At 45.9% G+C, this 18,086-nt stretch carries 24 protein-coding genes; 9 read left to right on the forward strand and 15 right to left on the reverse strand.

The window, feature by feature from the left end; all coding sequences use genetic code 11:
- Positions 1 to 4: 4 nt before the first annotated feature.
- Genes N530_RS0106360 through N530_RS0106375 form a run of 4 tightly spaced genes read right to left on the reverse strand, consistent with a single transcriptional unit; the run spans position 5 to position 3,226 of the window.
- Positions 5 to 271: a hypothetical protein gene (locus N530_RS0106360; protein WP_162150939.1), complete on the reverse strand. Its 267-nt coding sequence runs from the start codon at positions 269 to 271 to the stop codon at positions 5 to 7.
- A 59-nt stretch (positions 272 to 330) separates the two neighbouring features.
- Entirely contained in the window at positions 331 to 537 is a 207-nt protein-coding gene (locus N530_RS0106365; RefSeq protein ID WP_026480014.1) for a hypothetical protein, read from the reverse strand.
- Between the two features lie 24 nt (positions 538 to 561).
- Complete coding sequence (locus N530_RS17510) at positions 562 to 2,943, reverse strand: glycoside hydrolase TIM-barrel-like domain-containing protein (RefSeq protein ID WP_247869176.1); 2,382 nt, start codon at positions 2,941 to 2,943, stop codon at positions 562 to 564.
- On the reverse strand, positions 2,867 to 3,226 hold the full coding sequence (locus tag N530_RS0106375) for a hypothetical protein (protein ID WP_026480015.1): 360 nt from the start codon (positions 3,224 to 3,226) through the stop codon (positions 2,867 to 2,869). Before N530_RS0106375 ends, N530_RS17510 begins: the two co-directional genes overlap by 77 nt.
- A 159-nt stretch (positions 3,227 to 3,385) precedes the next feature.
- On the opposite strand from N530_RS0106375, the gene N530_RS0106380 reads away from it, so the two are divergent.
- From N530_RS0106380 to N530_RS0106395, 4 genes are all read left to right on the forward strand, one after another.
- Positions 3,386 to 3,802 carry a DUF983 domain-containing protein gene (locus tag N530_RS0106380; protein ID WP_026480016.1) on the forward strand — a complete coding sequence of 139 codons (417 nt, stop codon included), beginning with the start codon at positions 3,386 to 3,388 and terminating at the stop codon, positions 3,800 to 3,802.
- 85 nt (positions 3,803 to 3,887) lie between these two features.
- Entirely contained in the window at positions 3,888 to 6,065 is a 2,178-nt protein-coding gene (locus tag N530_RS0106385) for a transglycosylase domain-containing protein (RefSeq protein ID WP_026480017.1), read from the forward strand.
- A gap of 77 nt (positions 6,066 to 6,142) precedes the next feature.
- A complete protein-coding gene (locus N530_RS0106390) occupies positions 6,143 to 6,730 on the forward strand; it encodes a DUF1214 domain-containing protein (protein WP_026480018.1) in 588 nt (195 codons plus the stop codon).
- The gene (locus N530_RS0106395; RefSeq protein ID WP_026480019.1) at positions 6,723 to 7,277 is read left to right on the forward strand and encodes a DUF1254 domain-containing protein; all 555 of its coding nucleotides are present in this window, start codon (positions 6,723 to 6,725) and stop codon (positions 7,275 to 7,277) included. The genes N530_RS0106390 and N530_RS0106395 overlap by 8 nt, the downstream gene beginning before the upstream one ends.
- Before the next feature lie 9 nt (positions 7,278 to 7,286).
- Here N530_RS0106395 and N530_RS0106400 read toward each other — a convergent pair whose 3' ends face one another.
- A complete protein-coding gene (locus N530_RS0106400; protein ID WP_026480020.1) occupies positions 7,287 to 7,484 on the reverse strand; it encodes a hypothetical protein in 198 nt (65 codons plus the stop codon).
- A 218-nt stretch (positions 7,485 to 7,702) separates the two neighbouring features.
- Here N530_RS0106400 and N530_RS0106405 point away from each other — a divergent pair, with 218 nt between their 5' ends.
- Positions 7,703 to 8,458 (forward strand): hypothetical protein, encoded by a 756-nt coding sequence (locus tag N530_RS0106405; protein WP_155851939.1) that lies wholly within the window; start codon positions 7,703 to 7,705, stop codon positions 8,456 to 8,458.
- On the opposite strand, the gene N530_RS0106410 is transcribed toward N530_RS0106405, so the two are convergent.
- The 3 genes from N530_RS0106410 to N530_RS18555 are packed head-to-tail and all read right to left on the reverse strand — an operon-like array spanning position 8,455 to position 11,358.
- On the reverse strand, positions 8,455 to 8,811 hold the full coding sequence (locus N530_RS0106410) for a DUF1491 family protein (protein WP_051540795.1): 357 nt from the start codon (positions 8,809 to 8,811) through the stop codon (positions 8,455 to 8,457). The two genes, N530_RS0106405 and N530_RS0106410, sit on opposite strands and share 4 nt — an antisense overlap.
- Positions 8,812 to 8,819: 8 nt before the next feature.
- Positions 8,820 to 9,737, reverse strand: a complete 918-nt coding sequence (locus N530_RS0106415; RefSeq protein WP_026480023.1) for a peptidoglycan-binding protein — start codon at positions 9,735 to 9,737, stop codon at positions 8,820 to 8,822.
- Positions 9,715 to 11,358 (reverse strand): HAMP domain-containing sensor histidine kinase, encoded by a 1,644-nt coding sequence (locus N530_RS18555; protein WP_051540796.1) that lies wholly within the window; start codon positions 11,356 to 11,358, stop codon positions 9,715 to 9,717. The genes N530_RS0106415 and N530_RS18555 overlap by 23 nt, the downstream gene beginning before the upstream one ends.
- Before the next feature lie 319 nt (positions 11,359 to 11,677).
- Here N530_RS18555 and N530_RS0106425 point away from each other — a divergent pair, with 319 nt between their 5' ends.
- Complete coding sequence (locus N530_RS0106425) at positions 11,678 to 12,028, forward strand: DUF5330 domain-containing protein (RefSeq protein ID WP_026480024.1); 351 nt, start codon at positions 11,678 to 11,680, stop codon at positions 12,026 to 12,028.
- An 86-nt stretch (positions 12,029 to 12,114) separates the two neighbouring features.
- On the forward strand, positions 12,115 to 12,534 hold the full coding sequence (locus tag N530_RS0106430; protein WP_026480025.1) for a SufE family protein: 420 nt from the start codon (positions 12,115 to 12,117) through the stop codon (positions 12,532 to 12,534).
- Between the two features lie 4 nt (positions 12,535 to 12,538).
- Here N530_RS0106430 and N530_RS0106435 read toward each other — a convergent pair whose 3' ends face one another.
- Together N530_RS0106435 and N530_RS17520 are read right to left on the reverse strand one after the other, a co-directional pair.
- Positions 12,539 to 13,357, reverse strand: a complete 819-nt coding sequence (locus tag N530_RS0106435; RefSeq protein WP_081773906.1) for a DUF6456 domain-containing protein — start codon at positions 13,355 to 13,357, stop codon at positions 12,539 to 12,541.
- Positions 13,344 to 13,814 (reverse strand): helix-turn-helix domain-containing protein, encoded by a 471-nt coding sequence (locus N530_RS17520; protein ID WP_202899034.1) that lies wholly within the window; start codon positions 13,812 to 13,814, stop codon positions 13,344 to 13,346. The genes N530_RS0106435 and N530_RS17520 overlap by 14 nt, the downstream gene beginning before the upstream one ends.
- Positions 13,815 to 14,010: 196 nt before the next feature.
- Between N530_RS17520 and N530_RS0106445 the strand changes: the two genes are divergently transcribed.
- A complete protein-coding gene (locus tag N530_RS0106445) occupies positions 14,011 to 14,244 on the forward strand; it encodes a hypothetical protein (protein WP_026480028.1) in 234 nt (77 codons plus the stop codon).
- A gap of 13 nt (positions 14,245 to 14,257) precedes the next feature.
- Here the strand turns inward: N530_RS0106445 and N530_RS0106450 are convergent, their stop codons facing one another.
- Positions 14,258 to 14,677 carry a MucR family transcriptional regulator gene (locus tag N530_RS0106450; RefSeq protein WP_026480029.1) on the reverse strand — a complete coding sequence of 140 codons (420 nt, stop codon included), beginning with the start codon at positions 14,675 to 14,677 and terminating at the stop codon, positions 14,258 to 14,260.
- A gap of 315 nt (positions 14,678 to 14,992) precedes the next feature.
- Between N530_RS0106450 and N530_RS0106455 the strand changes: the two genes are divergently transcribed.
- The gene (locus N530_RS0106455; protein ID WP_026480030.1) at positions 14,993 to 15,211 is read left to right on the forward strand and encodes a DUF6500 family protein; all 219 of its coding nucleotides are present in this window, start codon (positions 14,993 to 14,995) and stop codon (positions 15,209 to 15,211) included.
- Between the two features lie 13 nt (positions 15,212 to 15,224).
- Here the strand turns inward: N530_RS0106455 and mnhG are convergent, their stop codons facing one another.
- From mnhG to N530_RS0106475, 4 genes are read right to left on the reverse strand one after another with little or no spacing between them, the layout of a single operon-like run.
- Positions 15,225 to 15,554, reverse strand: coding sequence for a monovalent cation/H(+) antiporter subunit G (gene mnhG, locus N530_RS0106460; RefSeq protein ID WP_018687332.1), 330 nt, complete (start codon positions 15,552 to 15,554; stop codon positions 15,225 to 15,227).
- The gene (locus N530_RS19320; protein ID WP_026480031.1) at positions 15,551 to 16,036 is read right to left on the reverse strand and encodes a cation:proton antiporter; all 486 of its coding nucleotides are present in this window, start codon (positions 16,034 to 16,036) and stop codon (positions 15,551 to 15,553) included. The genes mnhG and N530_RS19320 overlap by 4 nt, the downstream gene beginning before the upstream one ends.
- Positions 16,036 to 16,509, reverse strand: a complete 474-nt coding sequence (locus N530_RS0106470; protein ID WP_026480032.1) for a Na+/H+ antiporter subunit E — start codon at positions 16,507 to 16,509, stop codon at positions 16,036 to 16,038. The genes N530_RS19320 and N530_RS0106470 overlap by 1 nt, the downstream gene beginning before the upstream one ends.
- The gene (locus tag N530_RS0106475) at positions 16,506 to 18,083 is read right to left on the reverse strand and encodes a Na+/H+ antiporter subunit D (RefSeq protein ID WP_026480033.1); all 1,578 of its coding nucleotides are present in this window, start codon (positions 18,081 to 18,083) and stop codon (positions 16,506 to 16,508) included. The genes N530_RS0106470 and N530_RS0106475 overlap by 4 nt, the downstream gene beginning before the upstream one ends.
- Positions 18,084 to 18,086: the final 3 nt, after the last annotated feature.

Consider the following 18,086-nt stretch of genomic DNA (forward strand, 5'->3'; position numbering starts at 1 on the left):
GCTATTATTGCGGAATATAAGCGACTTCCCGCTTAGGCCGTTCACCATTATTCGCTTGTGTAAGAATAACGACCTTACACACGTTCTGGCCACCTTGTGTTGTAGCCTCGGCAGCAACAAGTGTTGAAGCTTGTCGTGCTGCATATTGCTGTCCTGCCGCAAAACAATTGTCTGCGGCAAGTTCTATTGCTTGCGCATTATGCGCTGAATAGCTCATGGCACTCAAAAAGAGTGCGGCTGACATGGTATGTTTAAATAATTTTCTCATCATGACACCACATATACAATTATCTGTCTGAATGGGACATGAACGCACGCACGTCAATTTATTTACGAAATTTTTGCGGAAGCAGAAACCCGGCCAAAGATTGTAATAATACCTGCAATGGCTGTTACCAACTGCAAAAGCCCGCTGCTTAAGCTCTCGCGCAGGCCATCATCAATTGTGATGCCAAAGAAAGCGGCTAGCGTTGCTATAATGCTGACTAAGGCTGCCCAAATCGTTTTTGATAGGTACCAAGGTTTATTCTCGTTCATGTTTGTTCCTTTCGGTTTGATGATTTAAGTGATCTCGATATGAGCAAATGCAGGGATACCCTCGCCCACTCTTTGGCTGAGTTGTGCGATACGCACCGACAGCGATGTTGGTTGTTCACCGAACATGTCGTTCGCCATGGTGGCTGTAAGAAGAAAATCCGGTTGGCTGGTTTCAAAGCTGCCGAGGATGACTTGGGCATTATCCAAAATATCGATTTTGTAACGCTCAAACGCTTCGCCAAGCGGTATATCCAAACCAAGCCAACTGTCAGCATTGGTGCGGCCACGGCGAAGCCATTTGATCAAAATGTCATTGTCTTCTAAGCGGCTTGCACAAATATGAACGGGGGATAGTGGCTTTAGAGCACGCAGACCGCCTTCTGCGCTAAATGTACTGTAATAACGGTCGGAAAAATCTTTACCGGCCTCACCAATACGGAAATTCAGAACACTACCAATCTCTGCATCCTTTAGCCCTAATGGCGTAACAGCATCATTAAGAAGTATGAATTTTGCACCGATGTTCGCACCGTATGATGAGAAGTCTTCTGTGCCCCCTTGCCCGCGCAAAAGCGCAGATAGTCGCCAAGTATCAGTGCTGATTTCCTCAGCATTGGCAAATTGCAAAACCTCCCAATCTCCATTCGCGACTTCAACCGCAGCAAGGTTTCGACCAGCGAATAGTGACAGCATATCAATGCTCTCCAACTCTCCGTTTCTTAAATCGACATCGATTGTATTGGCATAATCAAACCTGCCTGAAGCGGCAGGTATAAGAGGTGTAGCCAATGTAGCAATCGTTGCGTTCTGTTCAATAACACCGCGCAAATCGAACCCTTGCGTCGTTGCGCTCGCGAAAATATTTTGAGCACGTTCTGGCGAACTTAAAGATGCGACACGCAACTGCTCATTTTCAGACGCCCCACTTATCAACGGCAAATCAAGCACCGCCAATTCAGGTGGGCCGCCAAATGCACCATAAAACGCTGCAATCTCTTGGCCACCGGGCAATGTTGGCAAAACAGGAACCTGCCTTGGTTTTGAGATTGAGCGTGCTTCTATGGCCATGAAATCACTGAGGGTGATTTGCTCAATAATGAAATGCTGATCGGGAGCATCATCAAATGCGATCACATCCCCCGTACTCAATGCGCAATTTGATAAGGGCAGACCAAATTTGATTGTTTCACGGCCGGACCAAGCGTTTGACAAAATTCTATCAGCAAATTTACGCGCTTCATTTGCATCCAAGATCGCAGGAACATCTAAAACGACTTGGCGGTCTGCTGTATGCTCTCTTCGCCGCGAATAGCTTGTTCGCGCCTGATAATCTTGGAGTTGGTCTCGAAACCCAATCTGCACCTCGTTTGGCAGCTCACTGACCTGAGATAATGTTCGCTCGATAATTGGCTCGTTGCCATCAAGAACAATTGTTTCGCGGTCAAGAATATGCGTTTGATAAGCATCAATGCTTGAAAAACATAGGTCATCTGCATCACTAGCTATGCCGCCAAACAATTTAAGCAACGGCTCTATCGTTGCACGCACACTTGCAGGCGTTGATAAAACCATCCCCGTAATAGAGCCATTTAAAGTGTCTGTTTTGGGGTGTGGTAAACCGTGATCATTGAAAATAGCTGTAATGAGCTCTGCAGCAACGGCAGCTCCAAACCGGCCATTCATCCAGTGACCACGCAACCAGTTTTCGCCGTCTCCCCACACATTAACATTCAGCGGGAATGCCGGTAGCGGTCTTGCATCCCATGTCCAAACATAAAGCCTTTCAGGATCAACCATAAGCTTGTTTGTTAAAGTTGATCGCGGATTAGCGGCGACACCTGACGTCCAATGATTATGGTGCGCGCTTAAAAAAGCACGTTGAACATCATCGTCACGGCTACCATTTGAAAAATAAGGTAACTTGGTTTCACTCGAATTCTTATCAATGAAAGCATTGGGTTGGTTTGCGCCGCAATGAATTGCAGAACAACCTATCTCATCACACCAGGCTGCAGAAAATTGTGGTCCGCGCAGCCGCTCTGGGTCATGTGCAGAATATGCTTCTGCTACAATACCGTTTGGCCAAAGCAGGCGTCTTCTTGTCGGTTCATAACGCGGCCTTTCATAAGGTGCGTTTGCACAAATACCAGCTGGTCCCTCAATCATAACCTCACGAATATCGGCAAATGTTTCACCAACCAAAGCAATCGGCCCAGTTGGTGCGACCCTCAATAGGCCAGTCGCAATAGCGTGCACCCACGCACTTCCCGCCCGCGTTTTGCCGGACCCACGCCCACCCAATAACAGCCATGTACGCCAGTTACTGTCGTTAGGCGGTCTTTGAGATTGGCGCAGATTGAGTGTCGAGCTCGCTGCGACTTTTTTGACAGTCGCAAGAGATGTCATTTTCAAGTAGGATTGCATCGGCACGTTTCCTTGCGAGCTGTTCAATCCTTTCTTCAATCTCAATCAGTACATTTTTAATTGCAGTTTCTTCATCAGGCCGTTCAATGTCATCACCATCCTGCTTCTGAGCAAAGTCTTCTAGCTTCTCAACAACCTTCAATGTGGATTGAAGATTGTCTATGGCAGCTTTCGTAAAAGGCTCACCTTGCGGGTTCATCTCCAAAAGCATTTTTGCCTGGTTCCGAAGACCATCCAGCAATGCTTGAATAAGCTTTGGTTCCATGTCCTCAACTTTCGAACGTATATGTCATCAAAAAGCCGGCTGCTTTTACAACCGGCTCATCGACGCAATTCCGTGATTATGTCATGACAATACATCGCAACCGTCACGCTGTCAAGAATATATTCCTAACTTTTGAAATTATTTAAATCGAGATCATTTATGTCTATTGATGACCAATACCCGCCGCTTAAACCAGAACACAGTGGAATGCTGGGAAAATGCCCACGCTGCGGCAGCGGCAAATTATTCTCAGGTTTTTTAGGCATTGCCGATAAATGTAATGTCTGCGACCTTGATTATGGCTTTGCTGACGCTGGTGATGGGCCTGCATTTTTTGCAATTTGTATAGCAGTCGTGCCTGTAGCAGGCTTTTCGGTATGGCTGGAAGTCTCCGCTGGTGCACCCTATTGGCTCAATGCACTTTTAACTGCGCCGTTTCTCATATTGGCATGCTTGCTACCCATGCGCCCGCTCAAAGGCTATCTCATTGCGAGCCAATATTACTTTAAAGCGCGTGAAGGCCGTCTTGATGAGCTTAAAAATGATACAGTCGATCCTGAAGTTAACCGCGATTAATGTCGCCTCTTGTTGCCTGTTGCGAAATCGGGCAAAACAGATGGTGTAACGCACTATTGGGTGCGCGGTCGGGGCATATGCGACTATGAATAATCCACTGGATAATGATCCACATACAAAGGCAAAGCCTTACAAGAAATCATCTTTCCTTTTGGAAATTGATGCGTGGATCGATTCAACCCTTTATGAGGGTAAATTCGCAGCTGGTGAAATTTGGGAAGATATAACAATTTTCTTTCGACGCTTTCGCCCTTACGGTGCCAAACGCGTTTTTTTCGAATTAGCTGGCGAAGGCTTTACCCTCGGCATGGGCGGCTTGATCGTCATGCTTATGCTTGCTCTACCCGCAGCCGATGAAATTTCATCCAACTGGATGGACCGCAATGATTTTGCGGTGACGTTCCTTGACCGTTACGGCAATGAGATCGGTCAACGGGGCATTCTTCATTCCGAAGCTATTCCTATTGAAGAGCTGCCAGACCATTTAATCAAAGCCGTTTTAGCTACGGAAGACAGGCGCTTTTTTCAACATTATGGACTGGATTTCTTAGGCCTTGCCCGCGCGATGACTGAAAATGTGCGCGCAAATTCAGTTGTACAAGGCGGTTCAACACTTTCGCAGCAGCTTGCTAAAAACCTGTTTTTAACGAACGAGCGAACTCTCGACAGAAAAATCAAAGAAGCCTTTCTTGCGCTATGGCTGGAATCAAACCTTAGCAAGGATGAGATTTTAAAACTATATTTAGATCGCGCTTATATGGGCGGCGGTACATTTGGCGTCGCGGCTGCCACTGAGTTTTACTTCGACAAAAATGCACGTGATCTCACATTAGCGGAATCTGCTATTTTGGCTGGTCTGTTCAAAGCGCCTGCAAAATACGCACCGCATGTGAACTTGCCTGCTGCGCGTGCACGCGCCAATGAAGTTCTGACCAATATGGTTCAGGCAGAGTTTTTAACCGAAGGCCAGGTTACCGGCGCGAGGCGCAACCCGGCTGACGTGGTCATTCGAAATGATGCTGATAGCCCTGACTATTTTCTCGATTGGGCTTTCGATGAGGTGAAGAAATTCATCATCGATAACAAAATTCCGTCGCGGTCCGTGATTGTGCGAACCACTGTTGATCTTAATCTTCAACATGCGTCCGAGGAATCTATAGAGTTCTACCTTCGGCAAAATGGCCGCGAATATAATGTTACTGAATCTGCAGCTGTTTTGATTGAAAACAATGGTGCTGTGCGCGCGCTTGTTGGCGGGCGCGATTACGGGCTTAGTCAATTCAACCGCGCAACGCGCGCCGAAAGACAAGTTGGCTCCTCGTTCAAACCATTTGTATATGCAGCAGCCTTAGAAACAGGCTTGAAGCCTGAAAGTATTGTAAGAGACGAGCCCATTACTTGGCGCGGATGGTCACCGCAGAATTATAACCGGAGTTATTCCGGTTCGATCACCCTTGCCAACGCACTTGCTCGTTCAATAAACACAGTGCCGGTTCGGCTCACACGTGATTATATTGGTGGCACGCAGCCCGTCGTCGATCTTGCTCACAAGATGGGTGTCGAATCTGAAATCAGCGGCCACCATACGATGGTTCTAGGCACGCATGGTATGACGGTGCTCGATCAAGCCACAGGCTATATGACATTTGCCACGGGCGGCATTGCAGGGCTTAGACATGGATTTACGCAAATCATGTCAACCAATGGCGAAATTCTTTATGATCGACGTGCGACGCCTCCCACGACAGAGCGCGTATTATCTGAAGAAGCCGACATTGCCATGAACAACATGCTTGTGGGTGTTACAGAATTTGGTACAGCGCGCCGCGCCGCAATTGAAGGTTTCCGTGTCGCAGGAAAAACCGGCACCACTCAGTCCTACCGTGATGCATGGTTTGTAGGATATACAGGCAATTTTACGGCCGCCGTTTGGTACGGCAATGATGACTATACACCGACCAACAGATTGACTGGCGGTCGGCTACCAGCAGAAACTTTTCAACGTATCATGGCATACGCTCTACAAGGGGCCGAACTTAAACCGCTCATTGGCGTTGAGAACTCTATTCCCCTGCCCCAAACAGATAGCGATACAGAAGTTGCAGAAGAGGCTGGCGCTGAAGATGATCAACAATTAGCACAGATGCGACCGCGCTTGCTTTCGAAGGCAACATCAGATTTCTTACAGAATCTCACTTTAAAGCTGGAAAATACGCCGCCACTTAAGCGTGATCTTCAAAACATTTCCAGCACCAGCAATTGATTTGAATATGATGTCCTACACCATGAGCACTCGGCGACTATTCCTGAATATGATCTTGATTGGTTGCGAAGCTAAACATGTTTAAGCAGTTAACGCCGATACTTATCGCGCTTGTCATCGCTATCACGGGCGGCATTTATTCGGCGGATGTCATGACACGCGAATTTGCAGGGTTTGGTGCTCTTCAATATGGCGCATGGGTTTCTCACCCCCAAACGGGCACACAGGACGCTGACCCTTATGCGAGAGCTAGCGCAGCACGAACGGGTGAAATAGCTCTTGGCAGTGCCGAAGGGTTGGTTTTCATCGCTGCGCATGACGACCAAAAACAAATAATAGATGCTGCTTGTGATTACGTTATAGAAGGCAAAACACCTGCTGCGCGTGTTTGGTCACTGCGTATAACAGATAAAAACTTATTACCAATTCTTACTCAGAGCGGCGCAGTAAGCGGCCTTCATTCTGGCAACACATTAAGAAACGGCCAAAACGCGTTTAAAATTTCAATCTCTTCTGAAATCGCTGAAGGAAATTGGATTCCTCAAATGGGAAATGGCGAACGTCGTTTCGTCTTAACGCTTTATGACACCAGCGTTGCGAGCACGACGGGCGTGAGTGAAATAAAAATGCCAACGATCAAAGCGATAGGCTGTGATAATGAGTAGGTTCATTTTAGCTGTTTTCGCCGGTCTCATCGGTGCCGCTATATTGCATCTTGCAATTATCTTCATGCTTCCTTGGCTATCAGAGAACAGCAGCGCGGCTTATATACAGACTATTGCCGCCCCTTTTGAAACTGTCGTTCTTAAAAATGATGTATCGACAGAGCAGCATAATCCTCACATGGACCCACTGTTTGAAACTGCTTTATGCCGTTATGATTTATCTGAAGGTGCCGCACGGTTCAGTGCTTCTGGCCACCCACTTTATTGGTCATTATCGGTCTATGATGTGTCAGGGACTGTATTTTTCAGCGCAAATGACCGAATTGCCGATAGCACAAATGTTGATCTTGTTATTGCGAACAAGCAGCAACTTCGTTTTGTCAGAGAAAATACGCCCGATGAAATATCTCAAGCAATAATAGCACCCACAGATTCCGATATGGGCTTTGTTTTACTGCGCGTATTTTCACCAGATGCGAGCTGGAAACCTGTCGTCGACGATTACTTGAGCACCATTCAATGCCAAGCTATTGATATACAGAGGTAAGTTCCAACCCTAAAACGGCCTACGTTTTCTCTTGGCGCCAAGAGCGCCTCTTAATGGCGTGCCATCAGTTTCCGGAGGAACAACATCCGTTCGCTCATATTGAACACCCGTGAATAAAATAATCTCTGCATCACCCTGCTCTACATGAGTGGTTTGACGCGATAATCTTCGTAACTCGAACTCTTTAAACGCAACGATACTGCTCATGTGAGCCTCCATCTTTGGAGTTGCGACCAGTGTAAGCTTAGTCACTGGTTGGTTAACGTAATCCTAACAATTTTAAGCTATTTTCCCTAGGTAAAGTAACAGTAAATTGAGTAAATAGTATGGGTATTATGCATAATCATGTCGTAACATTAGTGCGTGATTTCTGTGCACTTAACCGGCCTAGCACTATTAAAAAAACACAGTTGCAAGATCTTCTAATGGAATATCAAAACTGCTTGTCGCCAGACGATCTAAAGACAATTTGTAGCCTTTTTGCGCAAAATAACAATGTTCCAAAACCATTAATCATCGCATTGTGCCATCACAGCGCCTCTATCTGTCACCCGCTTCTCTTAGCCTCTAGCATTCTAGCGAGTGATGATCTGATCGAAATCATTGATGCTAAAGGTTTGGAACATGCGCGCATAATCGCTCGGCGCAGCAATATCGACCCTAAACTCCGGTTTCATCTACGTGAACGAAACGACGAACGCATTGATCGTGCTCTCGAACTTCGGCAGATTCCGTTGCCTGTAGAAGGCAGCGTATCTCCGGCGTTTAAGAATATTCGCGTACACCAGATCAATTCGGCCCTTGATGAAGAGTTCATACAGCTCACCAAAGAAAGCGACATTAGTTTTATTCACACTGCATTAGTGGATAATTTATCGCTCGAATTTGTAAGCGTTCGTAATCTTTGCAGCGATTTTACTTCGCGCAATTTGCCAATAGCGCTGCATTATTTACGGCTGTCTACTCAGACTGCTTGGCTCGTTTTTGTATCTTTGGCGCATGAAACAAACCTTAGCGACGATGTCCACGCTCAATTTGTTAAAACATACGAGAACCTTGATTACTCAATTTCAGTCGCGACTGTTAAATCATGGCAGCAGGATGATCTAAGGGCTCGGAAAATTTACAGCAATGTTGCCAATCAATCGCGCTCAGAGCTTATAAAAAAGACTGCAAGCTAAACAATCAGAACGGTTTCTTTTAGCACCTGCGCCGATACGCCCTCAATATCGACAACCCAGAAGTCTGGGTCAAAGCGTTCTTCACGTATGAAGCGCTCATTTAGATCGAAATCCGTCTGCCCTTCTGCAAGAAGCGAAAAAGCGCGTGAATCGCGATCTAGTTCTTCATCTGATGCAACAAATTGCGGCACTGGTTCATAAAGGCAATAAGAGCGTGTTTCCACATCATAGAGTGTGATGAAAATCGCGCCAGCACCATCCGCACCGCGCCGCCTAATATAGGCCGCGCCCTGGTGCAGCGAAGCCATTCTGGTAATAGCTGAAATTACTATTGATGATGCAAGACGCGCCATTTTGAATTCTAATTGATCAAGCCAACGGCCGTCATTTTAGTGACGAGTTGCTCATCAATCTTACCGGTAGTCGGCAAGCGGAATAGGCTTTGAAACTCTTTTATCGCGTTTTGTGTATTTGACCCAAGTACGCCGTCAACCGATACCGTTTCATTGCCAAAAGCCCGAAGACCAGCCTGCACCTTTGCAACGGTGTTAGACTTCATCGTTGAGATATCCTGAACCTTTTTTGCAGGTGGGATATAGGCCGCAACTTCATCTTTTGGTTCAGCTTTAATTTCTACCGCTGGTGCTTTTGGTCGTGCTTTAGGCACAGCCGCTGTGACAATAAGGTTATTACGAGCGCTAAGTGCTAGCTCATCATAACTTAGATCAATTCCCTTAAGGCCGACATTTGCCTTATAGCTTTCAATCGCCGAACGCGTTTTCGGGCCTGTCAAACCATCCAAATCGCCATCATAATATCCAAGCTCAGCTAGCAGTTTTTGAAGTTCCGCAAGCGCTTTTTTGCCGTTATCTTCAACATCAAGCGAAGCGTTACCTTCACTTGCAGATGCAATTTCTGGACGCGGCATGACTGTTGGCAATGGCTTTGGCAACGACTGCGTGCGCGTTTCGGTGTCCGTATCATAAACAATACGTGTCACTTCTTTATCTGGTTCACTGGGTGCAACCGGCAGATCAAGTTCATCAACTTGCAACGCGCTATTTTGGCTTACAACGCGTGTTTCAAATATAGCCGCAGGATGTTTTCCGCTCTGAAAAAACAGTGCATTCGAGAATACGAAACCAACAGTTACAACGGCGCCAACTGTCCATGCGATATTGGACGGCTTGCTAAGTAAGTGGCCATACCGCGCTGACAATGCGTCCAATAAACCGTAAGGTTCGTCATCAAATTGATCATCCAACCTTGCGTGCGTCATGGCTGATCTCCTTGTTATTTACCTGTAAACTATTCAATTTCACATGCGGCAGCATGTCTTTAAGCTGGCTAAGGGCAGCGTTCTGCTCAGCGTTGCTGTCAGCTGTATCTTGGTCCGGAATATGGATAGAAATCCGAGTACCAACATCCTGCTTGCTGGTTATTGTCATTGTGCCGCCATGCAGCTCAACAAGACCTTTCACAAGAACGAGACCAAGACCAGTACCTTCACAATTACGCGTTGTACTATTGTCCAATTGTGCAAATGGCTTGCCGATTTTCTCTAACTCATGTGCTTCCATACCAATGCCGGTATCTGACACTTCAAACCAAAAGCCCGATTTGTCGTGATCTGCATCAACGGTAACAAAGCCGCCATCATGCGTATATTTTATCGCATTGGAGAGCAAATTGATGAGTATCTGTTTGATTGCACGACGGTCGCCATTAACGTGTTTTAACTCGCCAACTATGCGGTCGTTAATCTGCACGTTTTTAATCTTGGCCTGACCGGAAAGCATCGCGATACAATCGCGTGCAGTTACGCCGAATTCAAACTCGTCGCGGTGAATTTCATAAGCGCCAGAATCTAATTTTGATACATCAAGGATCGTATTGACCAATGATAGCAAGTGCGTGCCTGCACCATGGATTAGATTGACATATTCCTCTTGTGTTTCTTGCGGCAACGAGCGGCCAATGTCACTGCGCAGCACATCAGAAAAACCAATGATCGCATTAAGAGGCGTGCGCAACTCATGGCTCACAATCGTCAAAAAGCGGTTATTGTTCTGCTCTTTGGCATTTGTGTCTTCAGGCTCAAATACAACTTCTTGCTCTGCGATTTCAGTTTCTTGTTGTGCGATTTCATTGGCTGCCGACACAGCAATGTTTGCACCATCTCTTTGTAAAACAAGTGCCATCGTCTCGTAGCGCGGAACACTATTCGCAGCGCTTACATTGGCGCGAACTGATATTTCCACTTGCTCGTTCGTATCAGAGCGAAGGTCCGAAAGCGCACGCAAAAAGCTGACACGATCCGTTAAGTGAAGCCGCTCGGCAAGGTGCTCACCCGCTTTAATATGAAACGAACCGATACAAAAATCATGGATCGCCTCGCCTTTTGTATTGATAGAGTGTTCGCTGGGCGTTTCAGCTGTAATTGTATTTTGCATTTCTTGATGTGCAACAGTGTCACTTGATGCTTGGGCTTGCTTCGGCAATAAATCTGCCTTGTAAAAGCTTGCGCCCAATGCTGCGAGCATAATGGCTGCGGCGGCTGGATGTGTGCTTGCCACAAAGCCTGATGCTGCGAGCCAAACGGCCCCATTTGCTAGAAACGTATAATGCGGCGCAGCTTTACGTTTTAACATTACCAAGCTCAAAATACTGCTGGCTGCTAATGCAAAGCTTGCTGTTACAAGCACAGGCGCATCTACCTGCATAGCAATTAAACCTATACCGGCGCTTGCTGTTCCAAAACCCAACGCGCCAAGACGCAATGTTATATCGGCAGATATATCAGCTTTCTTTTGCTCAATAGCTGACTGCGTTGAAGGATCGCAAATGGCGCGCCTCGCAACGTTTTTGGCTGACTGATAAAATTCGCTGAGATATGACAACGTTTAAACACTCGGTACAAAATAAACAAAATAGCAATCGCTAACTTGTTCCATTTTGACCATTAGGCTTTAACGAATGCATAAATTTGCAAGCTAGCGAACGCGAATATGCCAAATTTTTCTCAAAATCGTTTGGTTTTATAAACGTGGTAAACAGGCGCTTAACAGATGCAAAGCCTCTAAAAACAAGCGAAAATTACTGATTGCTAAAATTTGATTTATATTTTGCTCAATTTGCGACACCAAAACTGAATAAAATTTCAGATGCTTATGTCATCACTGTTGCGGGACCGGCTTTTAAGCCAAACAGGATGAGACGATGCGATTTATATTCAAGCTTATGTTTTATGGATTCTTGGCTCTAGCAATTTTGCCAAGCTTTGCGGATTCACCGGTTGAAACGTCAATCAAAGATGAGCAAAGCCAAACCGCGCAAAAAGAAACAGCCCTTAACTCTGTTGAAGCACTGCAATTAGCAGCCAGTGTTGCAAGCGATGTGAGATCAATCTGTAGCCGCGACCCTTATGTTTGCGAAACTGGTCAGAAAATTGTTATAGCCACTTTGGAGCGTGCAAAACACGGAGCGCAAATTGTTGCTGGCATGGTCGAAAACCACCGTGACAAGCGCCAAAGTGAAGCCGACATAACGATTACCGGCAGTGTTCAATAGGCGTGAATAGAATACTTTAATGCGTGGGTTGCTGCATTGCATTACCGGGCCTATGTAAACGCTGTTAAAGTCAATAGCGGGGCAATATGGCCAACGACATCAAAACAATTATAGACGATTTTGAATTTCTCGACGATTGGGAAGATAAGTACCGTTATGTCATCGAACTTGGCAAAGCCATGCCGGAACTTGATGAAGCGCAGCGGACAGCAGAAAACAAAGTAAATGGCTGTGTTAGCCAAGTTTGGCTCGCGACATCCTGCACGGATGAAGACAAAAAAATCATTCATTTTGATGGCGCCTCTGATGCTCACATCGTACGCGGCCTCGTCGCGATTATGATCGCCGCTTTGTCTGATCGCCAAGCAAAAGATATCGTAGATTTTGATGCTGAAGGCTTGATGAAAAATTTAGGGCTTGATAGCCACCTGTCGCCGCAACGTTCAAATGGTTTGCGTGCAATGATCGAGCGCATGAAGTCAGACGCTGAAGCTGCGCTCGTTTAATACATTACATTTCTGGACGGTAATCTTCCTGTCCCCAGTGACGCGGCTTTGAAGTTCGCGTGCTCACTTGGGGCGGATTATAGTGGCGTGCCAACATAGACAGCGCCGTTTTGAGCATAAGTTTTGCTGATCTCCGCGGCCATTGCCTCTCTCTTTCTATATCTTCCATTCCTTTTAAGAAACAACACACATCAACCAGGACGCCAGATAATTCAGGGCCAACAGCATCAATTGCACGCTGCATGCGTGTGCGTGCACCTATTGCTCGATCTGAAAATGTTTGAGACGGCCTGCGACCACCTTTTCCACCATTTAGATGCGCTGTTGGATCCCATGAAGCCGTTATCTTGGGGCCCAATTGTGCATATTCAAAATCGACACGAAGGCGCTCTCCAGCATCAAACTCTGCCGAACTAAGCCAAGCCTTTTTTCCCGCGCCATAAGCTCTATAGAGACCAGAAAGCGGCGATTCTTTTATATTGCGTTTTACAGATTGGATACAGTCGCCCACTGTAATATGGTCTGTCTCAATTACTCTATGCTGTGCTGCATAATCATTCTCATCATTACGAATGACATGTTTACGCCCAAGCTCAGTAATAGATATTTTTTGGACATCTGCGGTAAGCGCCACCGAAACCAACTCATTGGCGATCCAGTTAGTCAGAATGGTTTTATCGCATTTTACACGCCGCACGCCTTCAAAATACAAGAAATAATATGCGCCATCAGCACTTGGCTCTAATATCGCCTGATGCTTGGCTAGCATCATGAGCAAACGTAAACTGCGTCTATGATCGAGTGATTGCTTATTTGTAATCATTATCACCAACCTTTGCTGATAAAACGTGCTTGAAAGCTGCACCAACAACCGCTTCCACACGTGTAATGATTAGATCAAATTCCTCATCATCGCGAAGGTCCTCAATAAGGTGGCAAGCATGGGTAACCGTGCTTTTGTCACGCGCAAACCCGTCGGCGATCAGGCGAATATTCAGGCAAAGTGTGACACGCGCAATATACATGCCGATTTGCCTCACACGGGCAATGTCTTTTCTGTCACGCTGCGGTGAACGCAATTGCCGCCCTGAAACATTGAAAAGCGCGGCCATTATATCAATCAAACCGTCACAAATCTCCATATGCAAATCTGCGCTTGCTGTGGCAGCACAATCGCACAAAGGTGTGTAAATCTGATCTTCAACGCGCTGTTTAGATGCTGCTGATGGTAGAAAATCATTCAGATAATTATTGCGTTTTATTGCTTTGGTCTTGCGCATTCAGTCCTCCGTATTGAGGACTATATTCCTACATCATTCCCACCTCTATTTTATAGGCATTTATTCCCATTTATTTAGAGATGCTAATTTTCTTTATAAAATCAAAGAAAATTCACTTGGAAGCGGCGAACTTATCCAACCATCAAAAACATTGAATAGATTTTAGATCGCCACAAACTCTAAAAGAGAACTGTCCATGATCTTTAACATTCACGAGCGCAGCTCATTTTTCATGCTCAAACTGCTTTTTGATATCTCGCCCAAGCAGCTCGATACGGCCCTGCCGCATCAAATCCGCGACTGGATTAAAACAATCGAAATAAAGCTCAATTTAGAGCGCAATCGTGGCCTGTCACGACATTATCGTTACGACCTAAATAAACACCTTGCTTTAGCATCAGCAAAGCATTTGTTACGTGCAAAACTATAATGATATGACTTGTTTATTTGCTTTTACGCCCCAGCCCCATCTCCTGAGCAAGCTTTGATCTACGCTCTGCATAAGATGGTGCAACCATCGGATAATCAGAAGGCAAATCCCACTTTTCACGATAGTCTTGCGGCGTTAGCCCGTGATGGCTCATGAGATGGCGTTTGAGCGATTTAAACTGCATTCCGTCCTCAAGACATGTAATGCAATCATCAAGAACAGATTTTTTCGGGTTCACAGCAGGCTTAGGTTTCTCAACTTCACCGGCTTGGACGTTTCCAACAGTACTGTTAAGTGCTCCGTGAACATTGCTAATCAGGCTAGGTAGTTCATCGGCCGTGATGTTGTTATTGCCAACATATGCCGATACTACTTGAGCCGTTAACTCTGCGAGATATTCGTTAAATTCAGTATTTTTTTCGTTCGAATCCATGAACCACCTATTATTGTTATTGTGGCGAGTGTTTTTGTAAAAAACAAAAACTAACCTGCACGCGTAATGATATTTAAAGAGTGAATCGCCTTAAGTTAAGTTAGTATCTAAAATAATAGTATGAACAATAAATTTATTCAATGCATATGCATACATAAAAAATTTATACACATGCAGCATACTTGATTTCTCTTATAGCAGAGGTTCAGTATTTTAGCTTTTGGTAATTTTCGATAATTTTCGTTTGTGTATAAAAACGAACCTACTGACAGCTTTAGTCAGCATGCAAATGTATAAGAGGCTTTTGAGGATATTATGCGCGCATCACTAAAACAAAAAATAATTACTGTTTGCGATTTGAAAATTGCACAAAAAGGAGACCAAGTTGGCCTCTCCTTCTATGCATTTTTTGCCAATAAGAACGACAATCCCGAACTATTAATGGAAGCGGCGCAGTGGTGGATTTCAACCCACCAACTAGATCACTTTGAAAAAGCGGTAAAAATAAAAAAACTTATTGAAACTGAGACCTGAAATTCAAAACAGGTCAGTCTTTCAATTCATCTATAACCGATATGTCTGTTAGCCTATAGCCAACTGCATAGGATGCTTTAGCCAATAGATGCGCGGAAATCGGTGCGGTTAGCAAGAAAAACACAACGCCAGCAAGAGCGCGTGTAAAGGTTGAAGTGTCCCCCACATGCGCGGCTAATGCCAAGAGCAGCAATCCAGACCCAAGCGTTCCAGCCTTTGAAGCAGCATGCATGCGCGTGTAAATATCAGGCAAACGCCATAAGCCAACGGCTGCTAGAAAAGCAAAAATTGAACCTGTGATAATCATTACGCCCGCAATTATGTCCGACAAGCCATCAATCATGATTTTGTCTCCGGTTTGGCTGGTGCTTTTCGTGATCGTGCTTTGGTGGTTTTTGTCGTTCTTTGTGCAGGAGTTTTCTTGGCTGCGGGCTTTTTCTTAGGTGTTGTTACCTCGGCTTCGGCCTTACCTTCTGAAACTCCCTGCACTGCTGCGCTTTTTTCGTGCTTTTGGTTGTCTTCATTGCGCTGTCTTTCGCGCCCCTCTTCTGTTTGCCCGCGCGCCAAGATAAAGCGTGCGAATGCAACAGTTGCCAAGAAGCCGACGAGGCCAAGCGCAATAGCGATATCCACATATAAAGTGTAACCGGTTTTAAGACCGATAACGGCAATGAAACCAATTGCTGCTGCAACCAGCATGTCGAGCGCCAAAATGCGATCGGGCAAAGTTGGCCCCATTATCACTTTGAACACGGTGAGTAGAAAGGCTGCGCTCAGTAATATGAGGGCAAACTGAACAGAGAAATTTAGAAATTCGGATGACATTATCGAAACGCCTCCAATATTTTGCGCTCGAAACCTTCCGCTATATCTTTGCGAATTTGATCTATGTCTGAGCAATCAAGTGCGTGGATATAAAGCGTTGATCTATCTTCCGATACATCAACTGACAATGTTCCCGGTGTCAGCGTAATGAGGTTTGCAAGCAGAGTGATTTCATGATCGCGGTCAACCTGCAGCTTATAGGCAAAGATGCCAGGCTTTAAGTTCATGTTTGGCTTAACCACCAAAATGGCGACACGTACAGCCGACATCACCAACTCATAGAGAAACAGCATAAGCAGCGACATAATGCGCCCCAGCTTTGAAAAATACCCGACAGAGCCTACCTGTTCGCGAATGAGCGACAATGCAACAGCAGAAAGCACAAAGCCGAAGATCATATTCCCTAAGCCGAATGAATCAGTCAGCGTCATCCAAGCTATTGCGAGCAATAGGTTTACAACATAGAGGTTCATAGCCCGTTTCCTCCTTGTTTCTCGCCAAACACCGCATCGATGTAAGTTTGAGGATGCGTTAGCTCAAATGCTACCCGATCGCTCACTTGTATAAATGGCTCTGGATAAACGCCAGCAATGACAGTCAATGCCGTTAACCCCAAAGCTGCGTAAAGCTTAATCCGGCCTTCGCGCGAGATTGGCCCTATTTCGACCAATCCTTCAGGGCGACTGCGCCAGAAGGCAAACAAGAACATGCGAACCACCGCTATAGTTGTCAAAAAGCCTGACACAATAATCGCAGCAGCAAGCCACCATGCACCAACATCAATGGAACCTTTTACGAGAAGAACTTTAGGCCAAAGGCCTGAAAACGGTGGCAGTCCAGAAACAGAGAAAGCAAGAATAAGGCAAAGCCCGCCAAGCCAAGGCGAGGCTTGATAAAGGCCACCCGCTTTATTGAGATCAAATGTTCCCATTAAGCGCCCAATAATGCCTGCCAACAAATAAAGCGCTGTCATAACAATCATCGAATGGGCAGCATAAAACACAGAGCCAGAAATGCCAATTTCGCTACCAAGTCCCAAGCCAGCCAACATCAGGCCAATGCCTGAAATAACCAGATAACCAAGAACACGGCGAATATCTGTTTGAGCTATCGCGCCTAATGCACCTATCAACATTGTGAGCGCTGCAATGATAGCAATGACACCGCCAAGCTCATCGCGGTCAGCAGGAAACAAGGTCAAGAATATGCGTAGCAATGCATAGACACCAACCTTCGTCAGCAAGCCAGCAAAGACAGCTGATACGGCAATGCGCGGCGTATGGTATGAAGCAGGCAGCCAAGCATTAAGCGGGAAAGCTGCCGCTTTCATGCCGAACGCAAAGAGAAACATAATTGCGATTGTAAAATGCGGCCCAGTATCCTGCAATGCAGGCGCTTTGCGCGCGATGTCAGCCATGTTCAACGTTCCAAACACGCCATACATATAGGCCACGCCGATTAGGAACAGTGTCGTCGCGATCAAATTCAAGAACGCGTATTTGATCGCACCATCCAATTGTCTGCGTTCAGAACCCAAAACGAGCAAGCCGAAGGATGAGATAAGCAACACTTCAAACCAGACGTAAAGATTGAAAATATCGCCGGTTAAAAACGCTGTTGTCACGCCTGCCAACATCAGCAGCAAGAATGGATAGAAACCATAACGCCGTGATGTGCTATCAACGTCGCTTAGCGCGTAAATACCGCCGGCTAATCCAACAATACCGGCCACAAGTGCAAATGTGGCGCCGAGCATATCTGCCGCAAAGGTTATGCCAAATGGTGGCAACCAACGCCCCATCGTCATCACGACAGTGCCGTTTTGCCAAACATTTATAAAAAGCCCGATATCTGCAATCAGCATCAATAACAGGCCGAAAAGTGCGATACGCGTTTGCACGATCACGTTTTTGCGCTGCATTAAACACAGCGCACCAAACAAAAAGCCCAAGATCAGCGGAGCCGCAACCAGCCAATCGGCCAGAGCCGGTTCGGTGAGCAGCATAGCATTTTCAAGATTTACATCAGTATTATTCGCAGAAGCCATTAC

This window comes from Ahrensia sp. 13_GOM-1096m (assembly GCF_000620605.1).
Taxonomy (GTDB): domain Bacteria; phylum Pseudomonadota; class Alphaproteobacteria; order Rhizobiales; family Rhizobiaceae; genus Ahrensia; species Ahrensia kielensis.

Coding starts and splice junctions, on each gene's coding strand:
- N530_RS0106360 (WP_162150939.1), bottom strand. CDS start 271: ATGATGAGAAAATTATTTAAACATACCATGTCAGCCGCACTCTTTTTG.
- N530_RS0106365 (WP_026480014.1), bottom strand. CDS start 537: ATGAACGAGAATAAACCTTGGTACCTATCAAAAACGATTTGGGCAGCC.
- N530_RS17510 (WP_247869176.1), bottom strand. CDS start 2,943: ATGACATCTCTTGCGACTGTCAAAAAAGTCGCAGCGAGCTCGACACTC.
- N530_RS0106375 (WP_026480015.1), bottom strand. CDS start 3,226: ATGGAACCAAAGCTTATTCAAGCATTGCTGGATGGTCTTCGGAACCAG.
- N530_RS0106380 (WP_026480016.1), top strand. CDS start 3,386: ATGTCTATTGATGACCAATACCCGCCGCTTAAACCAGAACACAGTGGA.
- N530_RS0106385 (WP_026480017.1), top strand. CDS start 3,888: ATGAATAATCCACTGGATAATGATCCACATACAAAGGCAAAGCCTTAC.
- N530_RS0106390 (WP_026480018.1), top strand. CDS start 6,143: ATGTTTAAGCAGTTAACGCCGATACTTATCGCGCTTGTCATCGCTATC.
- N530_RS0106395 (WP_026480019.1), top strand. CDS start 6,723: ATGAGTAGGTTCATTTTAGCTGTTTTCGCCGGTCTCATCGGTGCCGCT.
- N530_RS0106400 (WP_026480020.1), bottom strand. CDS start 7,484: ATGAGCAGTATCGTTGCGTTTAAAGAGTTCGAGTTACGAAGATTATCG.
- N530_RS0106405 (WP_155851939.1), top strand. CDS start 7,703: ATGGAATATCAAAACTGCTTGTCGCCAGACGATCTAAAGACAATTTGT.
- N530_RS0106410 (WP_051540795.1), bottom strand. CDS start 8,811: ATGGCGCGTCTTGCATCATCAATAGTAATTTCAGCTATTACCAGAATG.
- N530_RS0106415 (WP_026480023.1), bottom strand. CDS start 9,737: ATGACGCACGCAAGGTTGGATGATCAATTTGATGACGAACCTTACGGT.
- N530_RS0106425 (WP_026480024.1), top strand. CDS start 11,678: ATGCGATTTATATTCAAGCTTATGTTTTATGGATTCTTGGCTCTAGCA.
- N530_RS0106430 (WP_026480025.1), top strand. CDS start 12,115: ATGGCCAACGACATCAAAACAATTATAGACGATTTTGAATTTCTCGAC.
- N530_RS0106435 (WP_081773906.1), bottom strand. CDS start 13,357: ATGATTACAAATAAGCAATCACTCGATCATAGACGCAGTTTACGTTTG.
- N530_RS17520 (WP_202899034.1), bottom strand. CDS start 13,814: ATGCGCAAGACCAAAGCAATAAAACGCAATAATTATCTGAATGATTTT.
- N530_RS0106445 (WP_026480028.1), top strand. CDS start 14,011: ATGATCTTTAACATTCACGAGCGCAGCTCATTTTTCATGCTCAAACTG.
- N530_RS0106450 (WP_026480029.1), bottom strand. CDS start 14,677: ATGGATTCGAACGAAAAAAATACTGAATTTAACGAATATCTCGCAGAG.
- N530_RS0106455 (WP_026480030.1), top strand. CDS start 14,993: ATGCGCGCATCACTAAAACAAAAAATAATTACTGTTTGCGATTTGAAA.
- mnhG (WP_018687332.1), bottom strand. CDS start 15,554: ATGATTGATGGCTTGTCGGACATAATTGCGGGCGTAATGATTATCACA.
- N530_RS19320 (WP_026480031.1), bottom strand. CDS start 16,036: ATGTCATCCGAATTTCTAAATTTCTCTGTTCAGTTTGCCCTCATATTA.
- N530_RS0106470 (WP_026480032.1), bottom strand. CDS start 16,509: ATGAACCTCTATGTTGTAAACCTATTGCTCGCAATAGCTTGGATGACG.
- N530_RS0106475 (WP_026480033.1), bottom strand. CDS start 18,083: ATGGCTTCTGCGAATAATACTGATGTAAATCTTGAAAATGCTATGCTG.